The sequence below is a fragment of the Bradyrhizobium sp. 2TAF36 genome, assembly GCF_052114925.1.
GTDB classification, from domain to species: Bacteria; Pseudomonadota; Alphaproteobacteria; order Rhizobiales; family Xanthobacteraceae; genus Bradyrhizobium; species Bradyrhizobium barranii.
In genome coordinates this window covers 78063-98784 of sequence record NZ_JBFRFR010000004.1, presented here as the reverse complement: position 1 = coordinate 98784, position 20722 = coordinate 78063, and the positions used below count along the sequence as shown (strand labels likewise).

At 64.7% G+C, this 20722-nt stretch carries 22 protein-coding genes; 17 read left to right on the top strand and 5 right to left on the bottom strand.

All coding sequences use genetic code 11. The annotated features are described in order from the left end of the window. Positions 1–210 precede the first annotated feature (210 nt). Positions 211–2547 (bottom strand): Tex family protein, encoded by a 2337-nt coding sequence (locus tag AB4Z51_RS03405; RefSeq protein WP_085399803.1) that lies wholly within the window; start codon positions 2545–2547, stop codon positions 211–213. Positions 2548–2795: 248 nt separating this feature from the next. On the opposite strand from AB4Z51_RS03405, the gene AB4Z51_RS03400 reads away from it, so the two are divergent. Next, a complete protein-coding gene (locus tag AB4Z51_RS03400) occupies positions 2796–3926 on the top strand; it encodes a ring-opening amidohydrolase (RefSeq protein ID WP_085399802.1) in 1131 nt (376 codons plus the stop codon). Between the two features lie 112 nt (positions 3927–4038). Next, positions 4039–5508, top strand: coding sequence for an amidase (locus tag AB4Z51_RS03395; RefSeq protein ID WP_167768098.1), 1470 nt, complete (start codon positions 4039–4041; stop codon positions 5506–5508). A 38-nt stretch (positions 5509–5546) separates the two neighbouring features. Here the strand turns inward: AB4Z51_RS03395 and AB4Z51_RS03390 are convergent, their stop codons facing one another. Next, a complete protein-coding gene (locus AB4Z51_RS03390; RefSeq protein ID WP_028151536.1) occupies positions 5547–5864 on the bottom strand; it encodes a hypothetical protein in 318 nt (105 codons plus the stop codon). Between the two features lie 160 nt (positions 5865–6024). On the opposite strand from AB4Z51_RS03390, the gene AB4Z51_RS03385 reads away from it, so the two are divergent. Together AB4Z51_RS03385 and AB4Z51_RS03380 are read left to right on the top strand one after the other, a co-directional pair. After that, entirely contained in the window at positions 6025–6933 is a 909-nt protein-coding gene (locus AB4Z51_RS03385; RefSeq protein ID WP_135215195.1) for a PaaI family thioesterase, read from the top strand. A 68-nt stretch (positions 6934–7001) separates the two neighbouring features. Further along, complete coding sequence (locus AB4Z51_RS03380) at positions 7002–7367, top strand: hypothetical protein (RefSeq protein WP_038942774.1); 366 nt, start codon at positions 7002–7004, stop codon at positions 7365–7367. Here the strand turns inward: AB4Z51_RS03380 and poxB are convergent. The 3 genes from poxB to AB4Z51_RS03365 form a co-directional block, all read right to left on the bottom strand. Further along, positions 7364–9100: a ubiquinone-dependent pyruvate dehydrogenase gene (gene poxB, locus AB4Z51_RS03375; protein WP_441497051.1), complete on the bottom strand. Its 1737-nt coding sequence runs from the start codon at positions 9098–9100 to the stop codon at positions 7364–7366. The genes AB4Z51_RS03380 and poxB overlap by 4 nt on opposite strands. Positions 9101–9180: 80 nt before the next feature. After that, positions 9181–9813 carry a 2-dehydro-3-deoxy-6-phosphogalactonate aldolase gene (locus AB4Z51_RS03370; protein WP_085399799.1) on the bottom strand — a complete coding sequence of 211 codons (633 nt, stop codon included), beginning with the start codon at positions 9811–9813 and terminating at the stop codon, positions 9181–9183. Positions 9814–9826: 13 nt separating this feature from the next. Next, positions 9827–10741 (bottom strand): 2-dehydro-3-deoxygalactonokinase, encoded by a 915-nt coding sequence (locus AB4Z51_RS03365; RefSeq protein WP_085399798.1) that lies wholly within the window; start codon positions 10739–10741, stop codon positions 9827–9829. A 240-nt stretch (positions 10742–10981) separates the two neighbouring features. Here AB4Z51_RS03365 and AB4Z51_RS03360 point away from each other — a divergent pair, with 240 nt between their 5' ends. From AB4Z51_RS03360 to AB4Z51_RS03300, 13 genes are all read left to right on the top strand, one after another. After that, a complete protein-coding gene (locus AB4Z51_RS03360; RefSeq protein ID WP_063985464.1) occupies positions 10982–12079 on the top strand; it encodes an LLM class flavin-dependent oxidoreductase in 1098 nt (365 codons plus the stop codon). Positions 12080–12135: 56 nt separating this feature from the next. Beyond that, positions 12136–12690 carry a flavin reductase family protein gene (locus tag AB4Z51_RS03355; protein ID WP_094183977.1) on the top strand — a complete coding sequence of 185 codons (555 nt, stop codon included), beginning with the start codon at positions 12136–12138 and terminating at the stop codon, positions 12688–12690. A gap of 238 nt (positions 12691–12928) precedes the next feature. Further along, positions 12929–13369 carry a hypothetical protein gene (locus AB4Z51_RS03350; RefSeq protein ID WP_441497050.1) on the top strand — a complete coding sequence of 147 codons (441 nt, stop codon included), beginning with the start codon at positions 12929–12931 and terminating at the stop codon, positions 13367–13369. A 103-nt stretch (positions 13370–13472) separates the two neighbouring features. Continuing rightward, positions 13473–13739 carry a hypothetical protein gene (locus AB4Z51_RS03345; protein WP_441497049.1) on the top strand — a complete coding sequence of 89 codons (267 nt, stop codon included), beginning with the start codon at positions 13473–13475 and terminating at the stop codon, positions 13737–13739. A 234-nt stretch (positions 13740–13973) separates the two neighbouring features. After that, positions 13974–14561, top strand: a complete 588-nt coding sequence (locus AB4Z51_RS03340; RefSeq protein WP_441497048.1) for a hypothetical protein — start codon at positions 13974–13976, stop codon at positions 14559–14561. Beyond that, positions 14558–14953 (top strand): hypothetical protein, encoded by a 396-nt coding sequence (locus tag AB4Z51_RS03335; RefSeq protein WP_441497047.1) that lies wholly within the window; start codon positions 14558–14560, stop codon positions 14951–14953. Before AB4Z51_RS03340 ends, AB4Z51_RS03335 begins: the two co-directional genes overlap by 4 nt. A gap of 113 nt (positions 14954–15066) precedes the next feature. After that, entirely contained in the window at positions 15067–17679 is a 2613-nt protein-coding gene (locus AB4Z51_RS03330) for a DUF3631 domain-containing protein (protein WP_441497046.1), read from the top strand. Next, the gene (locus AB4Z51_RS03325; protein ID WP_441497045.1) at positions 17679–17966 is read left to right on the top strand and encodes a hypothetical protein; all 288 of its coding nucleotides are present in this window, start codon (positions 17679–17681) and stop codon (positions 17964–17966) included. Before AB4Z51_RS03330 ends, AB4Z51_RS03325 begins: the two co-directional genes overlap by 1 nt. A gap of 35 nt (positions 17967–18001) precedes the next feature. Then, positions 18002–18283, top strand: coding sequence for a hypothetical protein (locus AB4Z51_RS03320; protein WP_441497044.1), 282 nt, complete (start codon positions 18002–18004; stop codon positions 18281–18283). Next, positions 18283–18576, top strand: a complete 294-nt coding sequence (locus tag AB4Z51_RS03315; protein ID WP_441497043.1) for a hypothetical protein — start codon at positions 18283–18285, stop codon at positions 18574–18576. The genes AB4Z51_RS03320 and AB4Z51_RS03315 overlap by 1 nt, the downstream gene beginning before the upstream one ends. 192 nt (positions 18577–18768) lie before the next feature. Continuing rightward, the gene (locus AB4Z51_RS03310; RefSeq protein ID WP_441497042.1) at positions 18769–19620 is read left to right on the top strand and encodes a hypothetical protein; all 852 of its coding nucleotides are present in this window, start codon (positions 18769–18771) and stop codon (positions 19618–19620) included. 1 nt (position 19621) lies between these two features. Continuing rightward, a complete protein-coding gene (locus AB4Z51_RS03305) occupies positions 19622–20098 on the top strand; it encodes a hypothetical protein (protein ID WP_441497041.1) in 477 nt (158 codons plus the stop codon). Further along, positions 20091–20327: a hypothetical protein gene (locus AB4Z51_RS03300; RefSeq protein WP_441497040.1), complete on the top strand. Its 237-nt coding sequence runs from the start codon at positions 20091–20093 to the stop codon at positions 20325–20327. The genes AB4Z51_RS03305 and AB4Z51_RS03300 overlap by 8 nt, the downstream gene beginning before the upstream one ends. The last annotated feature ends 395 nt before the right edge of the window (positions 20328–20722 follow it).

The window sequence follows — 20722 nt, the reverse complement described above, 5'->3', positions numbered from 1 at the left end:
CGCTCCCTCACCCCGTTCTGACGGGGAGAGGGTGGGGTGAGAGGCTGCGTCCCGCCAAGGTGATCTAAAAAGTGATCGCAACGCTTGTCCCGTGCACCGTCAAGTTACGAGCCGGAGGGGCCTTTGATCCGGTCAGCCGCATGCCTTGCCTCACCTGGATCGCTAGCGCGATCCGACCTCTCCCCGCAAGAGCGGGGAGAGGTTAAAGTATCACGCCCGCTTGCCGCCGTTCCTCTCGGCCGCCCGGCGCATGGCCTCCGCGAGGGCGCCGCCGCCGGAGGATTCCTGGTTGCGCGGGGCCGACGACGTCATGCGCGCGGGGTTTCGCGAGCTGTTGTCCCGCTGCATGCCGGGCGCGTCCTTCTTGGCGCCGACCTCGTCGTCGAGGCGCAATGTCAGCGAGATGCGCTTGCGGGCGACTTCGAAGTCCAGCACCTTCACCTTGACGATGTCTCCGGGCTTCACCACCTCGCGCGGATCCTTGATGTAGTTCCTGGACATCGCCGAGATGTGAACCAGGCCGTCCTGGTGCACGCCGATATCGACGAAGGCGCCGAAGGCGGCAACGTTGGTCACGGTCCCCTCGAGGATCATGCCCTTCTGGAGATGCTTGATCTCCTCGACACCCTCCTTGAACACCGCGGCCTTGAACGCCGGACGCGGATCGCGGCCGGGCTTCTCGAGCTCGCGCAGGATGTCGGTGACGGTCGGCAGACCAAAGGTCTCGTCGACGAAATCTTTCGGCTTCAGCGTACGCACGATCTCGCTGCTGCCGATCAGCGCCTTGATGTCACTCTTGGTGGCGCTGAGAATCCGGCGCACCACGGGATAGGCTTCCGGATGCACGCCGGACGCATCGAGCGGGTCCTCGCCGCCGAGGATGCGCAGGAAGCCGGCGCATTGCTCGAACGCCTTCGGGCCGAGCCGCGGCACGTCCTTCAGCGCCTTGCGCGACTTGAACGGGCCGTTGGCGTCGCGGTGGGCCACGATGCTCGAGGCCAGGCCGGAGCCGACACCCGACACGCGGGCCAGAAGTGGCGCCGAGGCGGTGTTGACGTCGACGCCGACCGCGTTCACGCAGTCCTCGACCACGGCATCGAGCGACTTGGCGAGCTTGGCCTGGCCGAGGTCGTGCTGGTACTGGCCGACGCCGATCGCCTTGGGCTCGATCTTGACGAGCTCGGCGAGCGGGTCCTGGAGACGGCGGGCGATCGAGACTGCGCCTCGCAGGGTGACGTCGAGACCCGGCAACTCCTCCGAGGCGAAGGCCGAGGCCGAATAGACCGACGCGCCGGCTTCCGACACCACGATCTTGGTCATCTTCAGCTCGGCCAGGCCCTTGACGAGATCGCCTGCGAGCTTGTCGGTTTCGCGCGAGGCGGTGCCGTTGCCGATCGCGATCAGCTCGACACGATGCTTCAGCGCAAGCTTGCCGAGGATCGCAAGCGCCTCGTTCCACTGCCGCTGCGGCTCGTGCGGATAGATCACGGCAGTATCGACCACCTTGCCGGTCGCGTCGGTGACGGCGACCTTGACGCCGGTGCGGTAGCCCGGATCGAGGCCCATGGTGACACGGGTGCCGGCGGGTGCCGCGAGCAGCAGGTCGCGCAAATTGGAAGCGAACACGCGCACGGCCTCGGTCTCGGCGGCATTCCACAGCCGCATGCGCAGGTCGATGTTGAGATGCACCTGGATCTTGGTGCGCCAGGCCCAGCGCACGGTGTCGATCAGCCAGCGGTCGCCGGCGCGCTTGAGGTCGGCGATGCCGAACCGCTTCATGATCTTCAATTCATAAGCGCTCGGCACGCCCGGCGGCGACGCTTCGGCTTCGGCCTGCATCTGAAGGTCGAGGATTTCCTCCTTCTCGCCGCGGAACATCGCGAGGATGCGGTGCGACGGGAGCTTCGTCAGCGGCTCGGAGAACTCGAAATAGTCGGCGAACTTTTCGCCCTCGGTCTTCTTGCCCTCGCGCACCTTGGAGGCCATGCGCGCGTTGGTCCACATCTCTTCGCGCAAAGCACCGATCAGGTCGGCGTCTTCGTCGAAGCGCTCGACCAGGATGGCGCGGGCGCCATCGAGCGCGGCAGCGGCATCGGCAACGCCCTTCTCGGCGTTGATGAAAGTTTCGGCCACGACCTTCGGATCGTTGCCCGGCTCTGCCATCAGCTGATTGGCCAGCGGCTCGAGACCGGCTTCCTTGGCGATCTCGGCCTTGGTGCGGCGCTTCGGCTTGAACGGCAGATAGATGTCTTCCAGGCGCGCCTTGCTGTCGGCGGCGAGAATGGAGGCTTCCAGCGCCGCATCGAGCTTGCCCTGCTCGCGGACCGATTCGAGGATGGCTTTGCGGCGGTCTTCGAGCTCGCGCAGATAGCCCAGGCGCTCCTCCAGGGTGCGCAATTGCGCGTCGTCGAGCGCACCGGTCGCTTCCTTGCGGTAGCGGGCGATGAAGGGAACCGTGGCGCCGCCGTCGAGCAACGTCACCGTCGCCTCGACCTGCTCCGCCCGTACCCCAAGCTCCTGCGCAATTTTCTGGTTGATATTTGCCACGCGAGAATCCCTCTATCCAAGCACGCGACGCGGGGGCGAACCACCGGCAGCGGGACGCCGCTTATGGACCAACCGAGGTTGATTCATCAAGGTGCGGCGCGCAACCGTCGACAGAGGATTTTTTTGTTGAACCGGATGCGATCTCGCCACATTCGTGGGTGCCTGCACCCCCGCTTGTGCCTTGACATGCGCCTCCGTTCCACGGCTGGTTCATCCGCCGGACCACCGAACTCCACACGAGGACTGCAATGCGGACAGCATCGGTCGGCGTCTTCAGGGTCGCCACCAAGGGCCCCGGCGACGTCTCCGGCCTCATGGCCATGATCGGCTCCGGCGCGATCGACCCGACAACGATTTTGGCCATCCTCGGCAAGACCGAAGGCAATGGCGGCGTCAACGATTTTACGCGGGAATATGCCGTTGCTGCGTTGTGCACCGCGCTGGCGCCAGAACTCGGCCTTTCGCCAGAGGCGGTCGAGCAGCGCATCGCCTTCGTGATATCGGGCGGCACCGAAGGCGTGCTCAGCCCGCATATCACGGTGTTCACGCGGCGCCAGGCTGAGCGCCCGGCAGGCATGTCCGGCAAGCGCTTGAGCATCGGCATGGCGCACACGCGGGACTTCCTCCCCGAAGAGATCGGCCGCTCCGCACAGATCATGGAAACGGCCAAGGCGGTGACTGCCGCGATGGCGGATGCCGGCATCACCGATCCCGCCGACGTCCATTTCGTGCAGATCAAATGCCCGCTGCTCACCAGCGACCGCGTCGAAACAGCAAACGCGCGCGGCAACAAGACGGCCACGACCAGCGCCTACAGCTCAATGGCCTATTCGCGCGGCGCCTCCGCGCTTGGGGTCGCGGTCGCGCTCGACGAGATCGCTTCCGATGTTGGCGACGACGACGTGCTGCGGCGCTACGATCTGTTCTCGTCGGTTGCGTCCACCTCGTCCGGGATCGAGCTGATGCACAACGTCATCATCGTGCTCGGCAACTCGGCGTCTTCAGCAGGCGAGTTCGAGATCGGCCACGCCGTGATGAACGATGCGATCGATGCCCCGGCGGTGGTGTCGGCGTTGAACAGCGTCGGGCTTGGTGTTGGCCTTGGTGTTGGGCTTGGCGTCGCGCCGCTAGCCACCGAGGGCCGCGAGCTCGTCAACATCTTCGCCAAGGCCGAGGCCTCGCCTGATGGCAGCGTGCGCGGCTTCCGCCACACCATGCTCGAAGATACCGACATCAGCTCGACGCGCCACGCCCGCGCGGCCGTCGGCGGCCTGATCGCCGGCCTCGCCGGCACCGGCGCGGTCTATGTCTCCGGTGGTGCCGAGCATCAGGGGCCGGCGGGCGGCGGCCCGGTTGCGGTGATCGCAAGGCTGTCTTAATGACGCGGCGACCTCTCCGCCCGGCGCAACCCTGCCCTTCGCGCCGGCTCAGTTGATTCACGCGGGCCCTTGCGAAAAAGGTGACGCCGCTACCCACGGGGATTTTGACTTCATGACTTTGCCGATGAGCTGGAACGAATGGGCGCAGCACGATGGCGTCGGACTGGCAGCGCGCGTCCGCAAGGGCGAGCTGACGGCGAAGGAACTGGCGCGCCAGGCCGCCGCGGGCGTGGCCAAGGTCAATCCGGCACTGTCGGGCGTGGTCGAGCTGTTCGAGGACGTGATCGCCGATCCGGCCAAGGACGGAGCCAATCTTGCCGGCCCGTTCGCCGGCCTGCCCTTCCTGATGAAGGACCTCGGACCGACCATGAAGGGCCGGCTGCAGGAGATGGGCTCGCTGCTGATGCGCGGCAATCGCGCCGCGGCCGATACGTTCCTCACCGGTAAATTCCGTCAGGCAGGCCTCAACCTGATCGGACGCACCACGACGCCGGAATTCGGCGTGTGCAGCTCGGCCGACAATCCCGCCGTCTACGTGACGCGCAATCCCTGGAATACCGACTACACCACCTGCGGCTCGTCCGCGGGCAGCGCGGCGATGGTCGCGGCCGGCGTCGTCCCGATCGCGCATGCGACCGACGGCGGCGGCTCGATCCGCATTCCCGCCGGCGTCAACGGCAATATCGGGCTGAAGGTGTCGCGCGGCGTGTTCTCGCTGGCCCCGCACATGTCCGACCTCACCGGTCTCGTCTCGATCCAGGGCTGCCAGTCGCGCTCGGTGCGCGACACCGCTGCCTTCGTCGATCACGCGCGCGGGCCTGCGCCCGGCGAGTTCATGCCGTTCTGGACCACGGCGCAGCCCTATTCCGAGATGATCAAGCGCGACCCGTCAAAGCTTCGCATCGCGCTGTCGCACACCTGGGGCGACTACACTGCGACGCCGGAGATCGCCGCCGAGCTGGAGAAAACCGGCCGCTTCCTTGAAGGCCTCGGCCATCACGTCGAATACGCGCTGCCCGAACTCGACTTCCGCGCCGCGTTCGCGGCGCAGACCACCTGCTACATCAGCAATTTTGCCGTGGTGATCTCCAACATGCTCGCCGCACGCGGGATGGAAAAGCCACCGGAAGATCTGATCGAGCCCATGAACATCAGGATCTGGGAAGCCGGTCGGCACACGAGCTTCGCCGAGCGGGCGAAGATGCAAGGCGTGTTCAACACCACGTCACGCGGCTTCGGCGCGTTCTTCGAGCAGTGGGACGTGATCCTGACGCCGATCACCGCGTTGCCGACGCCGAAGGTCGGCACCAGGGAATATCTCACCATCTCCGAAAATCCTGACGTCCTCGACTGGTTCGGCAATCTCTGGCGCTTCTTCGCCTTCACGCCGCTCGCCAATCTCTGCGGCATGCCGGCGATCTCGATGCCGATGGCAGAGCAAGACCACGGCCTGCCGCTCGGCATCCAGGCCATCGCCAAGCAGGCCAATGACGGCCTGCTCCTGCAGCTCGCCGCCCAGATCGAGCGCGCGCTCGACGGCAAGTGGAACGGCGGCAAGAAGCCGAAGGTGCATGTGGGCTGAGAGATTGCGATCGCATTCAAAAGCGATCGCCCGCGATCTCAATTCTTCACCGTCGGGATCACCTCCGCCGGCTGCTGCTGACCCTGCCTGTACATCGCCAGCGCCTTGTCGAGGGCCTCGCGCAGCGCCAGCGCTGCGGCCACGCTGCAACGCAAGTGCGCGGTCTGGACCACGTCGACCCTGACGGCGGCACCGACCGGCATCAGCAGGTTCGCGGCGAGCTCGATCTGGATCGCGCCGTTGTGGTGTCCGAAGCAGGATGCGCCGTCGAAATAGATGATCGGTGCCCGTTCCGAGCTGGAGCTCGAAATGGTCACGGGCCCCTGATTGGTGGCGGGTGTTTCGGGGTCGGCCATGGGCACTCCTTAGGGCTAGTCGACGGACGAAGCGCCCACCATCGTTGCTTCGGCACACCATGTCGAGGCCAAACCGGCCCAGGCAGACCAGCCTGCGAACCTGCCTGATGAGCCCCTTTCGGGGTTTTGCGCGGCGCCCGACCTGGTCTAGAACGTCGTCATGTCCACTTCACCCACCACGCTGCCGTTCGAGGATCTCGCCGAGGCGATCAAGGGCCGCCGCTCCGACTACGGCCATATCAGCGGGCTCCAGCTCGACCGCTTCGCCCCCGCCGAGGCCTGGTCCAGCCTGCCCTATCGTCCGGTCTTCGTCGGCGACACCGAGACCGGCGTGCTGCATGGCGGCGTCGTCACCGCGATGCTGGACGAGAGCTGCGGCATGGCGGTGCAACTTGCGCTCGACGGCACGCGCGCGATCGCAACCCTGGATCTGCGCATCGATTATCAGAAGCCGGCGACACCGGGCCTCGACATCAAGGCGCATTCGGTCTGCTACCGCACCACGCGCTCGATCGCCTTCGTGCGCTCCACCGCCTATCAGGACTCCGAGGACGATCCGGTTGCAACCGCGACCGCCTGCTTCATGATCGGCGCCAATCGCACCAACATGCTCGCGGACCGCAGGATGGACTCGCGCAGCATCCCGACGCTGGAGGCGCCCGACGATCCGGACGGCCCGTTCGCCAACAGCCCGTTCGCGCGCTGCCTCGGCATTCGCGTCAATAACGACGGCACGCTGACGATGCCGTTCTCGCCGCAGATCATCGGCAATCCGATCCTGCCCGCGATCCATGGCGGCATGACCGGTGCTTTCCTCGAGACCTCCGCGATCCTCGGCGTGAGGCGCGAGCTCGGCATCGCCGCGCTGCCCAAGCCGATCGGACTCACCGTCAACTATCTGCGTTCCGGACGCGCCCTCGATACCGTCGCCAATGTCTCGATCGTGAAACAGGGCCGGCGTATCGTCGCCTTCGAGGCGCGGGCCTGGCAGGACGATGCGAACAAGCCGATCGCCACCGCTTTCGGCCATTTCATGCTGCGGCCAACGCCCGGAAGTGACGAGGAATAGGCGTATTTTCCCTTGACGACCGGAGTTCCGGCCACAACGATAGCGCGGTTCCTGCGAGAGGTATTGGATTGCGGCATCCGCTCGACATCATCGCCATGTTCGCCGCGCTCTGGCTGCTGGCGTCGATGGTGCTCGACGCGCTGACGCCGAAGGAGCTGACCGCGGTGATGATCGGCATCGCGATCGGGCCCGCCATCGTCATCACCGCCGTGTTCTATTATTTGCGCTGCCCGCGCACCGATTTCGCGGTGATGTTCGCAGCGCTCTGGCTGATCTCCGATATCGCCATTGCATTCATCTCGCCGACGCAGCTGCCGTATTTCCTGATCGCACTCGGCTTCGTGCCGGCCCTGCTGATCGGCATCGTGCTGCACTGGCAGCGCTTCCAGCACCGCCACGAGCGGCTGCCCGCGCCTTCGGTGAAGCGGGGCTAGCGCGGTAGCAGATTTGTTTTAGCGAGATCCAGCACCTCGTCGCCGCGCCCGTTCATCACGGCGCGCAACACCCAGAGGCTGAAACCCTTGATCTGCTCGGGCGTGATGGTCGGCGGCATCGACAGCTCCTGCTTCGCCGTGACGACGTCGAGCAGCGCGGGTCCGTCATGCGCCAGCATCTCCTTCACGGCGCCCGGAAGCTCGCCGGGGTCCTCGACGCGTTTGGCGAAAATGCCCATCGCGCGCGCCATCGCCGCGAAATCAGGATTCTCAAGATCGACATTGGTGTCGACGAACCCGGCCGCCTTCATCTCCAGCGCAACGAAGCCGAGCACGCCGTTGTTGAAGACCACGATTTTCACCGGCAGCTTCATCTGGGTCAGCGTGATCAGGTCACCCATCAGCATGGTGAAGCCGCCGTCACCGGAAAGCGAGATGATCTGGCGGCCGGGCTGCGAGGCCTGCGCGCCGATCGCCTGCGGCATCGCGTTGGCCATCGAGCCGTGCACGAACGAGCCGATCAGCCGGCGGCGGCCGTTCATGTCGAGATAGCGCGCGGCCCACACCGTGGGCGTGCCGACATCGGCGGTGAAGACGGCGTCGTCGGAGGCATGGTCGCTGATGACTTTTGCCAGATATTGCGGATGGATCGGTTTGCTGCCCGGTGTCCCCTTCGCAAGCGAGTCGAGCCCTTCGCGCGCCTTCTTGTAATGCGCGATGGCGTCGTCGAGATGCCTCCGCTGGGTCTTGGTCTTGAGCAGCGGCAGCAGCGCCTCGATGGTCAGCTTGACGTCGCCGACGAGGCCGAGATCGATCTTGCAGCGCCGTCCCAGATTTTCCGGGCGGATGTCGATCTGCGCGACCTGCGCATCGGTGGGGAAGAACTGCTTGTAAGGGAAATCGGTGCCGAGCATCACCAGCGCGTCGCAGGCGTGCATGGCGGCATAGCCTGAGGAGAAACCGATGAAGCCGGTCATGCCGACGTCGTAGGGGTTATCGTACTCGACATGCTCCTTGCCGCCGAGCGCATGCACGATCGGGCTCTTCAGTGCTTCGGCCAGCTGCATCAGCGGCGCATGCGCGCCGGCGCAGCCGCGGCCACAGAACAGGGTGATGCGCTCGGCGCCGTTCAGGAGGTCCGCGAGCGCCTTCAGCTCGTCGGCCTGCGGCACAACCTTCGGCGCCGACAGCGCGAGCCCGCGCGTCGTCGACAGCGCGCGCTTGGGCGGGCTGCGGAACGCGATGTCGCCGGGCATCGCGATAACCGCGACGCCGCGCAGGCCGACCGCCGCACGAATGGCGTTCTCGATCACGTAAGGCAGCTGGCTCGCATCCGACACCAGCTCGCAATAATGGCTGCACTCCCTGAACAGGTTTTGCGGATGGGTTTCCTGGAAATAGCCGCCGCCGATCTCCGCCGAGGGGATCTGCGCGGCGATCGCGAGCACGGGAACACGGCTGCGATGCGCGTCGAACAGCCCGTTGATCAGWTGCAGATTGCCCGGGCCGCAGGAGCCTGCGCACACCGCAAGGCTTCCGGTCATCTCGGCTTCGCCGGCAGCCGCGAAGGCCGCCACCTCCTCGTGGCGGACATGAATCCATTCGATGGTGCCGCGGCGGCGCAGCGCCTCGGTGAGACCGTTCAGACTGTCGCCGACGATGCCGTAGATGCGCTTGACGCCGGCCTGCTCGAGCGTTGCCACGAACAGATCGGCTACGTTGTTGATCGCCATGTCGGTCTCCTGATCTCGCTGGTGCAGCAAGATAGGATAAAGCGCGGCTATGACGGGATCACGGCTTGTTTATTGCTGGGTCAGTCTTTCACAATCGCCCGATCATAGGCCGCGATTGTCACCTTTGCGCGAGCGGCGACATCGGCGGCCGTCATGCCGGGCTTGTAGAGGCTGGAGCCGAGCCCGAACGCGGTCACGCCGCCCTTCATGTACTCGGCAAAATTCTGGTCGGAGACGCCGCCGACGGCGGCGATCATCACGCCCGCCGGCAGCACGGCGCGGATCGCGGCAATACCGGACGCACCGAGCACGCTGGCCGGAAAGAATTTCAGGCCCGATGCTCCGGAGCGCGCCGCGAGCAGCGCCTCGGTCGGCGAGAACACGCCCGGCAACGTCACCATGGCGTACTGATGTGCACGCGTGAGCACCTGCGTATCCACATTCGGCGAGACCATCAACTTGCCGCCGACGTCATTGAGACGATCGACATCTGCGGCGGTCAAGACCGTGCCGGCGCCGATCAGGACGCTGGCCGGCGCGAGCTTCGCGGCAATCGCGATCGAGCGGAACGGCTCCGGTGAATTCAGGGGGATCTCGATCGCGGTCATGCCGGCCTCGATCAGCACGCCGACGATCGCCTCGGTCTCCTCGGGCTTCACACCACGCAGGATCGCGACCAGCGGACGCTTCATCGGCGGAAAGGGAACGCTCATCTCAAGATTCCTCTCATTTCGTCCAGATCGCGGCAGCGGCCATCGACAGGCCGCGGCGAACGGCTTCATCGGCATCGATCGGCTGCACGGTGACCGACAGCGCATCGAAGGCCAGCCGGTACAGCATCGCGAGCCGCCCGGAGGCAATCAGCGTGATGCCCGCTTTCGGCACCGTGCCGGAGAGCCCTGCCGCCAGCTCGACGCCGATCAACGTGCCCGACAGCGTCTCGCGCGCGGCGGCCGGCGTGCCGCCGAACAGGAGCTGCCGCGACCGCGCTGTGAACAAAAGGTTGGCCGCGAAGGCCGGCGCTTCATACGCGGCTTTCACGGCCGCCTTGAAGCTCGCGACATCCTCGGCGTCATCGGCACCGGCGACCGCGAGTGACAAGATCGTCTCGCGCGAGACCACGCTGAAGAGCTCGCCGGTCATGAAGGTGGAGAAATGCACGACCGTGCCGTCCTTCACGCGCACCCATTTCGAATGCGTGCCGGGCATGCAGACCAGCGCTTCGCCAGGGGCCCCGAGACCGAGTGCACCGAGCAGCTGCGTCTCCTCGCCGCGCATCACGTCCGGCGCCCTGGTATCGCGCTGCGCGATCCCGGGCAGGATGCGAATATCGCGCGTCTCGCCGGGCACAAGCGCGGCCTGCTTCAGCACGGCAGAGAGCGGCGCAGGTGTGTCAACATAGCCGGCCTCGACCCAGCCGGTCTTGGCGCCGGCCATACCGCAGACAAGCACCGGCAGCTGGGCCGGGGCCTCGACAGCTGTGAGATGCGACTGCAGCACGCCGGCAAAGCCGGCCTTGGCCGCGGCCAGCATGCCCTCATCGCTGCGACGTTCAGCCAGCACCTTGCCGGCACGGTCGATCAGCCAGAGGCGGAAGCTACTGGTGCCCCAGTCCACCGCGACATAGGCGGGTTCGGTCATCTCAACACGTATCCTTAGTCTCACGGCCAAGACGCCGTCTCGCGACAATGAGACGACGGCGCGCAAATCCGCCCCGGGATATCGGCTATTGCCGCCTCAAACCAGCGATTTTTCGCGGGTCTGAGGCGCTCGCCGCGCTGGCACACCGCTTGCGATGCGGTGGCACACCGCTTGCTAAAGCTGTCCTGTTCAAGTCCGGGAACGCGCAACAAGACGCGTCAACATCAGATGAGGAAACCCATGGAGATCGGCTATTTCACGATGCCTTCGCACCCGCCGGAGTGCGGCTTGAAGGAAGGAAACGACTGGGACCTGCAAGTCATGCGCTGGCTCGATGAGCTCGGCTATCAGGAGGCCTGGGTCGGCGAGCACCACACCGCGCCCTGGGAACCCAATCCCACGCCGGACCTCCTGATCGCGCAGGCGCTGATGCAGACCAAGAATATCCGCATCGGGCCGGGCGGCTTCCTGCTGCCCTATCACCATCCGGCCGAGCTCGCCAACCGCGTCGCAATGCTCGACCATCTCTCCGAGGGTCGACTCAATTTCGGCGTCGCCGCTAGCGGCCTGCCGAGCGACTGGGCGATGTTCAACGTCGACGGCATGAGCGGACAGAACCGCGACATGACCCGCGAGGCGCTGGAGATCATCCTGAAGCTGTGGTCCGATCCCGCGCCCTTCACCTACAAGGGCAAGTTCTGGACGGTGACCAAGCCGGACACGATGTTCGACTTCCTCAAGCCCCACATCAAGCCGCTCCAGGCCCCGCATCCGCCGATCGGCGTTGCCGGGCTCTCTAAGAACTCGGACACGCTGAAGCTCGCCGGCGAGCGCGGCTTCATTCCAATGAGCCTCAACCTCAACCCTGCCTATGTCGGCAGCCATTGGGACTCGGTCGAGATCGGCGCCGCCAAGACCGGACGCAAGCCGAACCGGGCGGACTGGCGCCTCGTACGCGAGGTGTTCGTCGCCGACACCGACGAAGAGGCGTGGAAGCTCTCGACCGGTGACATGATGGGCCGGATGATGGGCGAGTACTTCCTGCCCCTGCTCGGCCATTTCGGCTTCAAGGACTATCTGAAGCACGCGCCCGACGTGCCCGACAGCGACGTCACCGTCGAATATTGCGCCAAGCGGAACTGGATCGTCGGCTCACCCGCAACCGTCGCCGAGAAGATCGAGAAGATCTACGACGAGGTCGGCGGCTTCGGCGTGCTATTGGTGTTCGGCTTCGACTACAAGCACAAGCCGGAGGCCTGGCGCCATTCGCTCTCGCTGCTCAGCAAAGAGGTGATGCCGCGCCTGAAGCATCTCGGCTCCGCGAAGAAGGCCGCTTGACGCGCGGCGGGTGCGGCGCAATCGTGTCGCACCCGCCCCGTTTCGGAGATTTCGGCGTGAGCGTCGACGCAAAGGATTTCAAACTGGCAATGCGCCAATGCGCCGGCGCGGTTGCGCTGGTCACGGTTGGCGCCGAGCACGGCAAGCGCACCGGGCTGACTGTGACATCAGCCTGCTCGCTATCGGACAATCCGCCGTCCCTGATCGTCTGCGTCAACCGTAACGCCAGCGCACATGCGCGAATCCGCGAGGAAGGCGCCTTCGCGATCAACTTCTTGCACGAGGACCACGCCGTGCTCGCGCTCACCTTCAGCGGCCAGAAGGGCGTCAACGGCGACGACCGATTTGCGTTCGGGCAATGGACGCGCGGGGTGACCGGCGCACCGGTGCTGACGGATGCGGTCGCCGCATTCGACTGCGTGCTGGCGCAGGAATTCGAGACCAAGACGCATTCGATCTTCGTCGGCGAGGTGCGTGGCGTCACGCATTCCGACGAGGCCGCGCCGCTGGTGTATCTGCGCAGCAGCTTCCACGTCCCTCACGAAATCCGCGGCACCGTTTCAGTCGGCGACCTCGATTCGCGGCATCTGAGCTGGAGCGATTTTTCGTAAGCTTCTCGCTTGCTGTTTTCCCTTCTCCCCTTGTGGGAATAAGGGTATTTAAAAAATGCGAGAGACATCAACTAGTTAAAAAACTGGTGTCCCTATAGTGTCCCCGGCGTGGTTTGAACGCGGGTTTGGCCGAGGAAACAGCTTGTTCTAACCCTGTTGGCGGCGCGATAACAAGCGACCGGGCCGTGGCGCTCTCAACGTCAACGGCCCGGACTAACCGACCCAGTGGGATGAACACATGGGTAAGGCTGACGACGTTTATACACCCGAGCAGCGCGCCCTCATCAGGAAGATGACGGTGGGCGACGACACGCCGGAGCAGCGCGCCAAGCTCGACAAGGCACGCAGGGCCATCGACGACTACGTGGCGATCCGCGACAATCAGAAGCGGCCACCATGGGCGGAGGGGCCGCAGAAGCTCGCCAGTCCCGACGCAAAAGCCAAATCGAAACCCGAGCCGACACCCGCGCGTGCGAGCAAGCCGCTGCCGCGCCGCAAGCCGGGGCCACGGCCGAAGAAGGACTGGCCGAAGTTTGTTAAGAAGAAGGTGCGCAGCCTGAAACTATCCGGCAAGCCGATCCCCACGGCTCCCGCCTTCCTCCAGCTTTGCGAAAACGAGCTGGAGCATCAGCCCGACATTCGCCAGATGCAGCGCCTGCTTAAGGCGCTGCGCGCGTAATTCACCGCATCTCACCGCATTTCACCGCATCTCGCCTCCCACCCCGTGGCGGCGCAGCTCTATCGTTCGCTGTGTCGTCAAATCTTCAACGGTGGAGCCTCGGATGCGAAAGCCGAAACCCGCACGCACGCGCAAGAAGGCCGCGCGAAAGAAGAAACGCGCGCGTCCGCTCAAGGTAGCGCCGTTGCCGCAGTGCGCATTCTCTATTCCCGAGTTTTGCAAGGTCCATGGCGGCTTCTCTCTGGCGATGTACTGGAAATTGAAGAGCCAAGGTCTCGGCCCTGTCGAGATGCGCGTCGGGCGACGTGTTCTGATCTCGGCTGAAGCCGCGAGTGCGTGGCGGCGCGAGCGCGAGGAGGTCGCCGCCTAACGGTTTGCCGCGCGCAGGCGATCTCGGCGGCCTCGTGCGCGGATCATTCGCAACTTGCTGAGATGGACGGCCGGGTGCCCCTCGCCTGAGAAACGGACAGGCACCCGGCCAATAGATGGAGGCTTCGCAATGCAGTTTTTATCACAGGCGCTGTCCGCATCACAAGTCGCATGACTGGCGTCGTCCTCACCGCGAGGCGACGCCTTTTTTTTCGATCAATCGAAGGAGCCAACAATGAGACCGACAGCAATCTATATCGCTCCGATCCCCAAGCTCGCCGAATTGCGTGAGGCGGTCCTCGCCCACTCCGAAAAGCGCAAGCCGAAGTGGGGTTTCCGTCTCGCCGCCGATATTGTCATGGAGCTGCAGGCGCAGCCGTGCTCGCTGCTCAGCGCTACAGCCAAGGCCAGAGGCTACCAACAGGCGGTGGTGAAGTTTGAGGGTAAGGCGGTGATGACCGCCGGGGCCAGCGCGGCTGATCTCAAGAAACACAAACGCGGCGCGCGGGAGCAGAAGTTCTCGCTGCTGCAGTTCGAAGGCGAGCCTGACTGGCGGCTCACACTCGGTAGCCGGACGTGGCCTGCCGGTAGTGGTGCCGACAGCGTCGCGCCGCTTAGTGCGGCCATCGTGGCCTCTCTGCAAGGTGACGGCATCTTCACCAAGCTGACGCCGGAACGAATGCTGAAGCCCGCCTGCATGATCTGCGGCAAGGGCCTCAGTGACGTGGCCTCAATGGCGAGGTGGGTCGGGCCTGAGTGCGCCGCGACCTCGTCGATCCGCGTGTTCTTTGTGCCCCGCGTTCCCGAGGGAGAGACAGCATGAGCACCAAGTCAACCATCGCCGTCGAACAAAATCCCTACAGCGGCACATGGGACGTTGGCTGGAAATGGGATGATGGCGAGTTCACGCCGCAGTTCTGCGGCTACGCGACCAGAGAAGAGGCTGAGGCCGAGATACCCGGCTTCGATGAGCGGGTTCAAAGAGAATACGACGAGTGGGCGCGAGAAAAAGATGCCGAGGAGCGCGAGCAGAACGAGCGCTGGCCGAACATCGGCTATGTCCGCGCCCGCATCAAAAAAATGAAGGACCCCAACAAGGCTTTTGATGCCGGGTGGAAGCTGGACGCGCTGCTCGACATGGACCTTCACGAGCACATCGACTGGCCGTTGCCATCTTGGACGGCAATCAAGAGCCGCCGCGTTTATGGACGTTGAGGGATGCCTGAACAAAGCGAAGCCTCGACGAACAGGGGAACGCCGAGGCTCCACTTCCTTTCCACGACCGTCTCGCTCCGGCCGCGAGGCGTCATCACTCGCCTCCGCCAAATATGCGGCCGGTCGAAACCTCGCGCAAGGTCCTAGCAATGACCAAACCGAAGCCAGCCAGCCGCCGCATCGACGTCGAGGACATCCGCAAGCGCCTTGCGGATCGCGCCGCCGATCTGGCGCAGGAGCTGCTCGGCGAGCCGAACATGGAGATGTCGTCGAAGCGCGAGCTGCGCTTTGGCAGCCGGGGCTCGTTGTCGATCATCATCAGTGGTGCGAAAGCCGGAAGTTTTTTTGACCACGAGATCGAACAAGGTGGCGATCTCATCGAGCTGATCCTGCGCGAGCGCAACTGCAGTTTTACCGACGCGCTGGACATTGCGCGCGACTTCGTCGGCGGCAACGCTCGCGCCGCGCCTGCGCCGAGCAAGCCGAACGGCAAGGCACCGGCTGGCGAGATCGTCGCGACCTACGACTATCAGGACGAGGACGGCGCGTTGCTGTTTCAGGTGGTGCGCTTCGAGCCGAAAGACTTTCGCCAGCGTCGCCCCGATCCGAAGCGACGCGGCAAGTGGTTATGGTCAACCAAAGACGTGCGGCCGGTGCCCTACCGGCTGCCGGACCTGATCGAGAACCGCGACGAGGTCGTCTGCATCGTCGAGGGCGAGCGCGACCGCGATAACCTCTGGCAGATCGGCGTCATCGCGACATGCAATGCCGGTGGCGCTGGCAAATGGCACGCGGACCTTTCGAAATTCTTCGACGGCCGCGATGTCGTTGTGATCCCGGACTACGACCCGCAGAAGAAACACCCAAAGACCGGCGAGCCGATGTTTCATCCGGATGGACGGCCGATCCTGCCGGGACAGGATCACGCGCAGGCCGTAGCGGCAGCACTGCACGGCATCGCCAAGCGTGTTCGCGTGCTGGAGCTTTGGCGGTCGTGGCCCGACATGCCCCTGAAGGGCGACGTCTCCAACTGGATCGAGAACGGCGGCACGGCCGAGCAGCTCAACGCGCTGATCGAGAAGCTGCCGAACTGGCCGCCGTCACCGGAGCCTGACGACGAGCCCGGCACCGAGCAGGCCAATGAAGAGGAAGCCGGGATCGCCATCGAGATCACCCGGCTCGCGAGGCTCTCGCTATGCGACTACGAGCAACAACGCAAAGACGCTGCCGAGGCGCTTGGCTTCCGTGCTTCGATGCTCGACCGCATCGTGCAGGCCGCGCGCGAAGAGGCAGGCCTCGACGACGATGACACCGGGATGCAAGGCCGCGCCATTTCGTTTCCAGATCCGGAGCCGTGGCCGGAGCCGGTGGACGGTGCGCCGTTGCTCGACGACATCTCCAAGGCCATCGGCGCGCATGTCGTCATGCCCGACACCAGCCGCGATGCCTGCGCCCTGTGGGTCCCGCACACGTACACGCTCGACTGCACGATGATCTCGCCACGGCTGGGGATCACCTCCCCGACGCGAGGCTGCGGCAAGACGACGTGCCTCGACGTTCTGTCGCAGCTCGTGCTGCGGCCGTTGCCAGCCGCCAATGTTTCGGCCAGCGCGATCTTCCGCGTCGTCGAAGGTTACCGGCCGACGCTGATGATCGACGAAGCCGACAGTTTTCTTCGGGACAACGAAGAGCTGCGCGGCGTTCTGAATTCAGGACATCGCAAGGGCGGCAGCGTTCTGCGTACTGTCGGCGACGATCACGAGCCGCGTTCGTTCTCGACCTATGGAGCCTGCGCGATCGCGTTGATCGGTCAGTTGCCGGGCACGCTCACCGACCGATCGGTGCCGATCACGCTGACGCGGCGCAAGCGCGACGAGGCGATCACGCCGTTCCGGCTCGACCGGGTTGCGCATCTCGTCGTCTTGGCCCGCAAGCTGGCACGCTGGACGGCGGACAACGCGGTGACCATCGCCGCGACTGAGCCCGAGATGCCAGCCGGGATCTATAACCGGGCGGCCGACAACTGGCGTCCGCTGCTGGCCATCGCGACGGTCGCGGGTGGCGGCTGGCTGGAGCGCGGGCAAGCGGCTGCGCTGGCGAGTGTCGCCGCCGACATCGACGACGCCGCGTTGCTGGAGCTTCTGCTCGGCGACATCCGGGACATTTTTGCCAAGCGAGCAGCGAGCAGGGTTGAACCGGCGGACCGGATACCATCGGCCGCACTGGCCGAGGCGCTCGCCGAGATCGAGGGGCGGCCTTGGGCCGAGTACGGCAAGAACGACAAGCCGCTGACCCAGAACAAGCTCGCCCGGTTGCTGAAGCAGTTGAAGATCGTTCCTGAGAACATCCGGATCGATGACAAGGTGCCCAAAGGCTACGTCTTGGAGCGCTTCGAGGAGGCCTTCTCACGCTATCTTGGCCCGGAGGGGTCTTCCGAACCGCTACACCGCTACAACCCCTTAAAAACCAGCACTTCCGAGCTTTTTCAATCCGCTACGGCCAAAACCGATGTAGCGGATCGAAAAGGCGAAAAACCCTATAACGACAGGCCTTGTAGCGGTGTAGCGGATCAAGAGGGGGGTCAGGGGCGAGCGCACGACATTTGCGACTATTGCGGCCGACCGGACGGGCTCGTCGAGGTCTCCTACAGCGACGGGCCGAGCGCCTTGCTGCACCGCGAATGCGAGGAGCCCTACCGACGCCGCCTCGACGAAGGGGGCGAGTGATGCCAAACCGCCACCCGGTCGATCAGCTCGCTGACATCCGCGCCGAGATCAAGCAGCTGAAGGCACGCGAGGACCAGCTACGCGCTGAGGTGCTCGACCACCCGGAGGACCTCGCAGGCGACGAGCACGAGGCGATGCTCGTGCAGATGAGGACCGAGCGCCTCGATGTCGAAAAGCTGAAACGCGAGCTGGGTCTGGCTTTCCTGCGGCCGTTCCTGCGCGAACAGGTCGTGACCCGCGTGCAGTTCAAGCCGACGAAGAAGACGAGACGGAAAACCGCGCCGTGACGGCATCACGGCAATAGCAAAAAGGGAGAACCATCATGAGCGATTACATCGACGAGAGCGAAGAAGCGTGGCGCGAAGTTGGGCGGCTATATCACGACTACATGATCCGCTGGACGAGCGACCAGCGCGACGATGGCTCTTGTCAAATCATCAGTGATAAAGGCCGAGGCCGAGTGGTTGGCGAAGAGGCGAACACCCGGCTCGCCAAAAAGCTGATCGATGGAGAGATCGAAGGAAGACATCCCAGCGACTGGCAGGCAGGAAATGTGGCCGGTGGAGAGGTTGGTCTCCAAACCGGAAAACCCGTGACCAACTGATGCTCACCCGCCCGCCAGCTCGTCACCGCAAGCGCACCACCAAGCGCGAGGGATGGCGGCTGGCGAAGCGGCGGCAGCGCGAGCGCGATAGCGAGGGGATCAAGCGCTGCGCGATCTACTTCGGCGCGGTCGTGATCGAGGCCTTGATCGCGCAAGGCGAGGATGCCGGGCTGACCGAGGACGAAGCCGGGCGACAGTCGCGCAATCGCAAGAAGGTCGCGGCTGACTTGGCCAACATCGTCGAGACATGGGCGCGCACCTATCTCGCCGAACGCGCCAAAAGTCATGCATGACACACGGCCCGTCCGGGCTGGCGTAATCTGCCCGTCATGACCGAGATCAGACCCAAGCCGTTCATGCCACCTTCCGCCAGCCAGCGCGCCGCAGACTGGCGTCGCAACTTCATCGCTGACAGCACCGTCCGCGTGCTCTCTCAGCTCAGGAAGACCAGTGCCGACGAGATACGCCGCGAAGTGCGCGGTGCGGTGCAGCCGCTGAAGGCTTCCGATTTTCCCGGCAACGCGGTCGCTAAATTCGTTGCGCTCGCGCCAAGGAGCGCAATCGCGCAGCTCACCCCGCTTGCGACCGTGGTCGATCTCAGCGGAGTTTCCACTTTCAGTTTTCCACTGCCGACCAACTTCGCCGCCGCGTCGTTTGTCGCCGAGGGCGCGCCGATCCCGGTTCGACAGGGCCTGTACCAAGGATTTGCAATTGGTCCCCTCAAGAAGATCGCCTTGCTCGCGGGCTTGAGCGGCGAATTGGAAAACGGGTCAGGCGGCACCGCCACCACGATCATCGGCCACACGATTGAGGTCGCGGTTGGTCAGGGCACGGATGCGGTCCTGTTGTCCGCCAGTGCGGCGACGCCTGACGCGCCTGCGGGCTTGCTGAACGGCGTAACGCCGATCACCGGCAGCGCCGACATGACGAAAGACTTGTCCGCATTGATCAGTGAGATTTCGAGCAAAGGCATCGATAGCGCCAGCGTTGTCTTCATCTGTTCGCCGCCGCAGGCTCTTTCGCTCTCGCTGACCGCCGGTCCGCACTTCACGCACAAGATCATCGAGGCGAGCGGGCTCGCGGCTGGCACCGTCGTCGCAATCGCTACCGCCGGTCTCATCTTCGCAGGCGATGGCGTCCCGCAGATCGACACCAGCAAACAGACCACGCTTCACATGGCCGACCCTGCGGCCGAGATTGCGCCGCCGGGCGGTCCGATCAGCGCGCCGACGATCTCGCAATTTCAAACTGACACAATCGCCTTGAAATGCACTTCGTTGATTTGCTGGAGCGTGGCACCGGGAGCGGTCGCGGTACTGACAGGAGCGAGCTGGTAAAATGGACGCAGAAGCCCGACGAGTTGCATTTGCCGAAGCCGTTGAGCGCAGCCGCCTGATGCTCAACCCCGAAGCCTGTAGCGAAACCATCGCCGCCGAGACCGTGACCCGCGTCCATCGCGACGATGGTTTCTCTTGCGACTGGCATGCCGGGATGCCGAAGCCCGCACCTGAGCCTGCAGCGCGAGCCCGGACGCTGACCGATGCCGAAGCATCGCGCTGGCAGAGCTACATCGACGGCAAGATATCCGCCGCGCTGGCTGAGCACACCGAGCTGCACCGCGAGGTCCTCGCGGCAGCGATAGCTCACGAGCGGAAACTTCACCGTGCCGAAGTCGAGAAGCTGCGCGACGAGCATGATCTGCGGCTGTCAGCGTTGCTGCAGGCGACCGAAAAGCTGGAGCGCGGTCTCGGTGGTGATCGTGCTGCCGACGTGATCGACATGCCGAACCCGTTGCGAGGTGCTCGCCGTGCCTGACGACGACGACAGGCTCAACGCGCTTGCGCTCAGCATCATGGCCGCCGGTCACGTCGAGGATCTGCGCGAGGCTGGCGACGAAACCGCCGCGCTGGTGCGCGAGCTGTTGTCGCTGCCGGACATTCCCGACCGCGATCTGACCAAGCGTGAAGCCATGCTGGCGCTGCTGCTGTGGAAGAAGACCGAGGCCGCAAAGCGCCTTCTCGCGTTGGTTGTATCGGGTATGTAGTCCCATCGGAAGGCGTCAAGTCGCGCGGAACTAGACCACTGGCTTTTGGAAAGTTCTTCTCCCGAGGCACAACCGCCGATGGAGCGATTGAGCAGGTCGAGATGGCAAATAGCGCAGCAAGATCAAGAGGTTAAGGATGGCTCGCGTCGTCAGAAAAGGCAAGCCATTTCAACATGTTGCGGCTCTCCACAAGCGAGCCGCTAGGAACGGCGCTGATGCGTTGGTTTGGGCCAAGACCGGGAAAGGGCCAGCCACCAAGGGCAAACGCATGGACGAGGCCCGCAAGCCCGGCGCAGGCCAAAACGGGGGTGGGGGGCGGGTCGAAAAATCTCCGGAGGTAGCAGGTTCCCGCGCGGCGGCGCAACGGGAACTCTAACAACTTAGAGTAGAAACCG

What these genes read in the sequence shown, in the direction of transcription:
- AB4Z51_RS03400 (WP_085399802.1), top strand. Translation starts at nt 2,796, where the DNA reads ATGCGGACAGCATCGGTCGGCGTCTTCAGGGTCGCCACCAAGGGCCCC.
- AB4Z51_RS03385 (WP_135215195.1), top strand. Translation starts at nt 6,025, where the DNA reads ATGTCCACTTCACCCACCACGCTGCCGTTCGAGGATCTCGCCGAGGCG.
- AB4Z51_RS03360 (WP_063985464.1), top strand. Translation starts at nt 10,982, where the DNA reads ATGGAGATCGGCTATTTCACGATGCCTTCGCACCCGCCGGAGTGCGGC.
- AB4Z51_RS03315 (WP_441497043.1), top strand. Translation starts at nt 18,283, where the DNA reads ATGCTCACCCGCCCGCCAGCTCGTCACCGCAAGCGCACCACCAAGCGC.
- AB4Z51_RS03330 (WP_441497046.1), top strand. Translation starts at nt 15,067, where the DNA reads ATGCGGCCGGTCGAAACCTCGCGCAAGGTCCTAGCAATGACCAAACCG.
- AB4Z51_RS03370 (WP_085399799.1), bottom strand. Translation starts at nt 9,813, where the DNA reads ATGAGCGTTCCCTTTCCGCCGATGAAGCGTCCGCTGGTCGCGATCCTG.
- AB4Z51_RS03390 (WP_028151536.1), bottom strand. Translation starts at nt 5,864, where the DNA reads ATGGCCGACCCCGAAACACCCGCCACCAATCAGGGGCCCGTGACCATT.
- AB4Z51_RS03395 (WP_167768098.1), top strand. Translation starts at nt 4,039, where the DNA reads ATGACTTTGCCGATGAGCTGGAACGAATGGGCGCAGCACGATGGCGTC.
- AB4Z51_RS03365 (WP_085399798.1), bottom strand. Translation starts at nt 10,741, where the DNA reads ATGACCGAACCCGCCTATGTCGCGGTGGACTGGGGCACCAGTAGCTTC.
- AB4Z51_RS03335 (WP_441497047.1), top strand. Translation starts at nt 14,558, where the DNA reads ATGAGCACCAAGTCAACCATCGCCGTCGAACAAAATCCCTACAGCGGC.
- AB4Z51_RS03320 (WP_441497044.1), top strand. Translation starts at nt 18,002, where the DNA reads ATGAGCGATTACATCGACGAGAGCGAAGAAGCGTGGCGCGAAGTTGGG.
- AB4Z51_RS03305 (WP_441497041.1), top strand. Translation starts at nt 19,622, where the DNA reads ATGGACGCAGAAGCCCGACGAGTTGCATTTGCCGAAGCCGTTGAGCGC.
- AB4Z51_RS03325 (WP_441497045.1), top strand. Translation starts at nt 17,679, where the DNA reads ATGCCAAACCGCCACCCGGTCGATCAGCTCGCTGACATCCGCGCCGAG.
- AB4Z51_RS03345 (WP_441497049.1), top strand. Translation starts at nt 13,473, where the DNA reads ATGCGAAAGCCGAAACCCGCACGCACGCGCAAGAAGGCCGCGCGAAAG.
- AB4Z51_RS03340 (WP_441497048.1), top strand. Translation starts at nt 13,974, where the DNA reads ATGAGACCGACAGCAATCTATATCGCTCCGATCCCCAAGCTCGCCGAA.
- AB4Z51_RS03350 (WP_441497050.1), top strand. Translation starts at nt 12,929, where the DNA reads ATGGGTAAGGCTGACGACGTTTATACACCCGAGCAGCGCGCCCTCATC.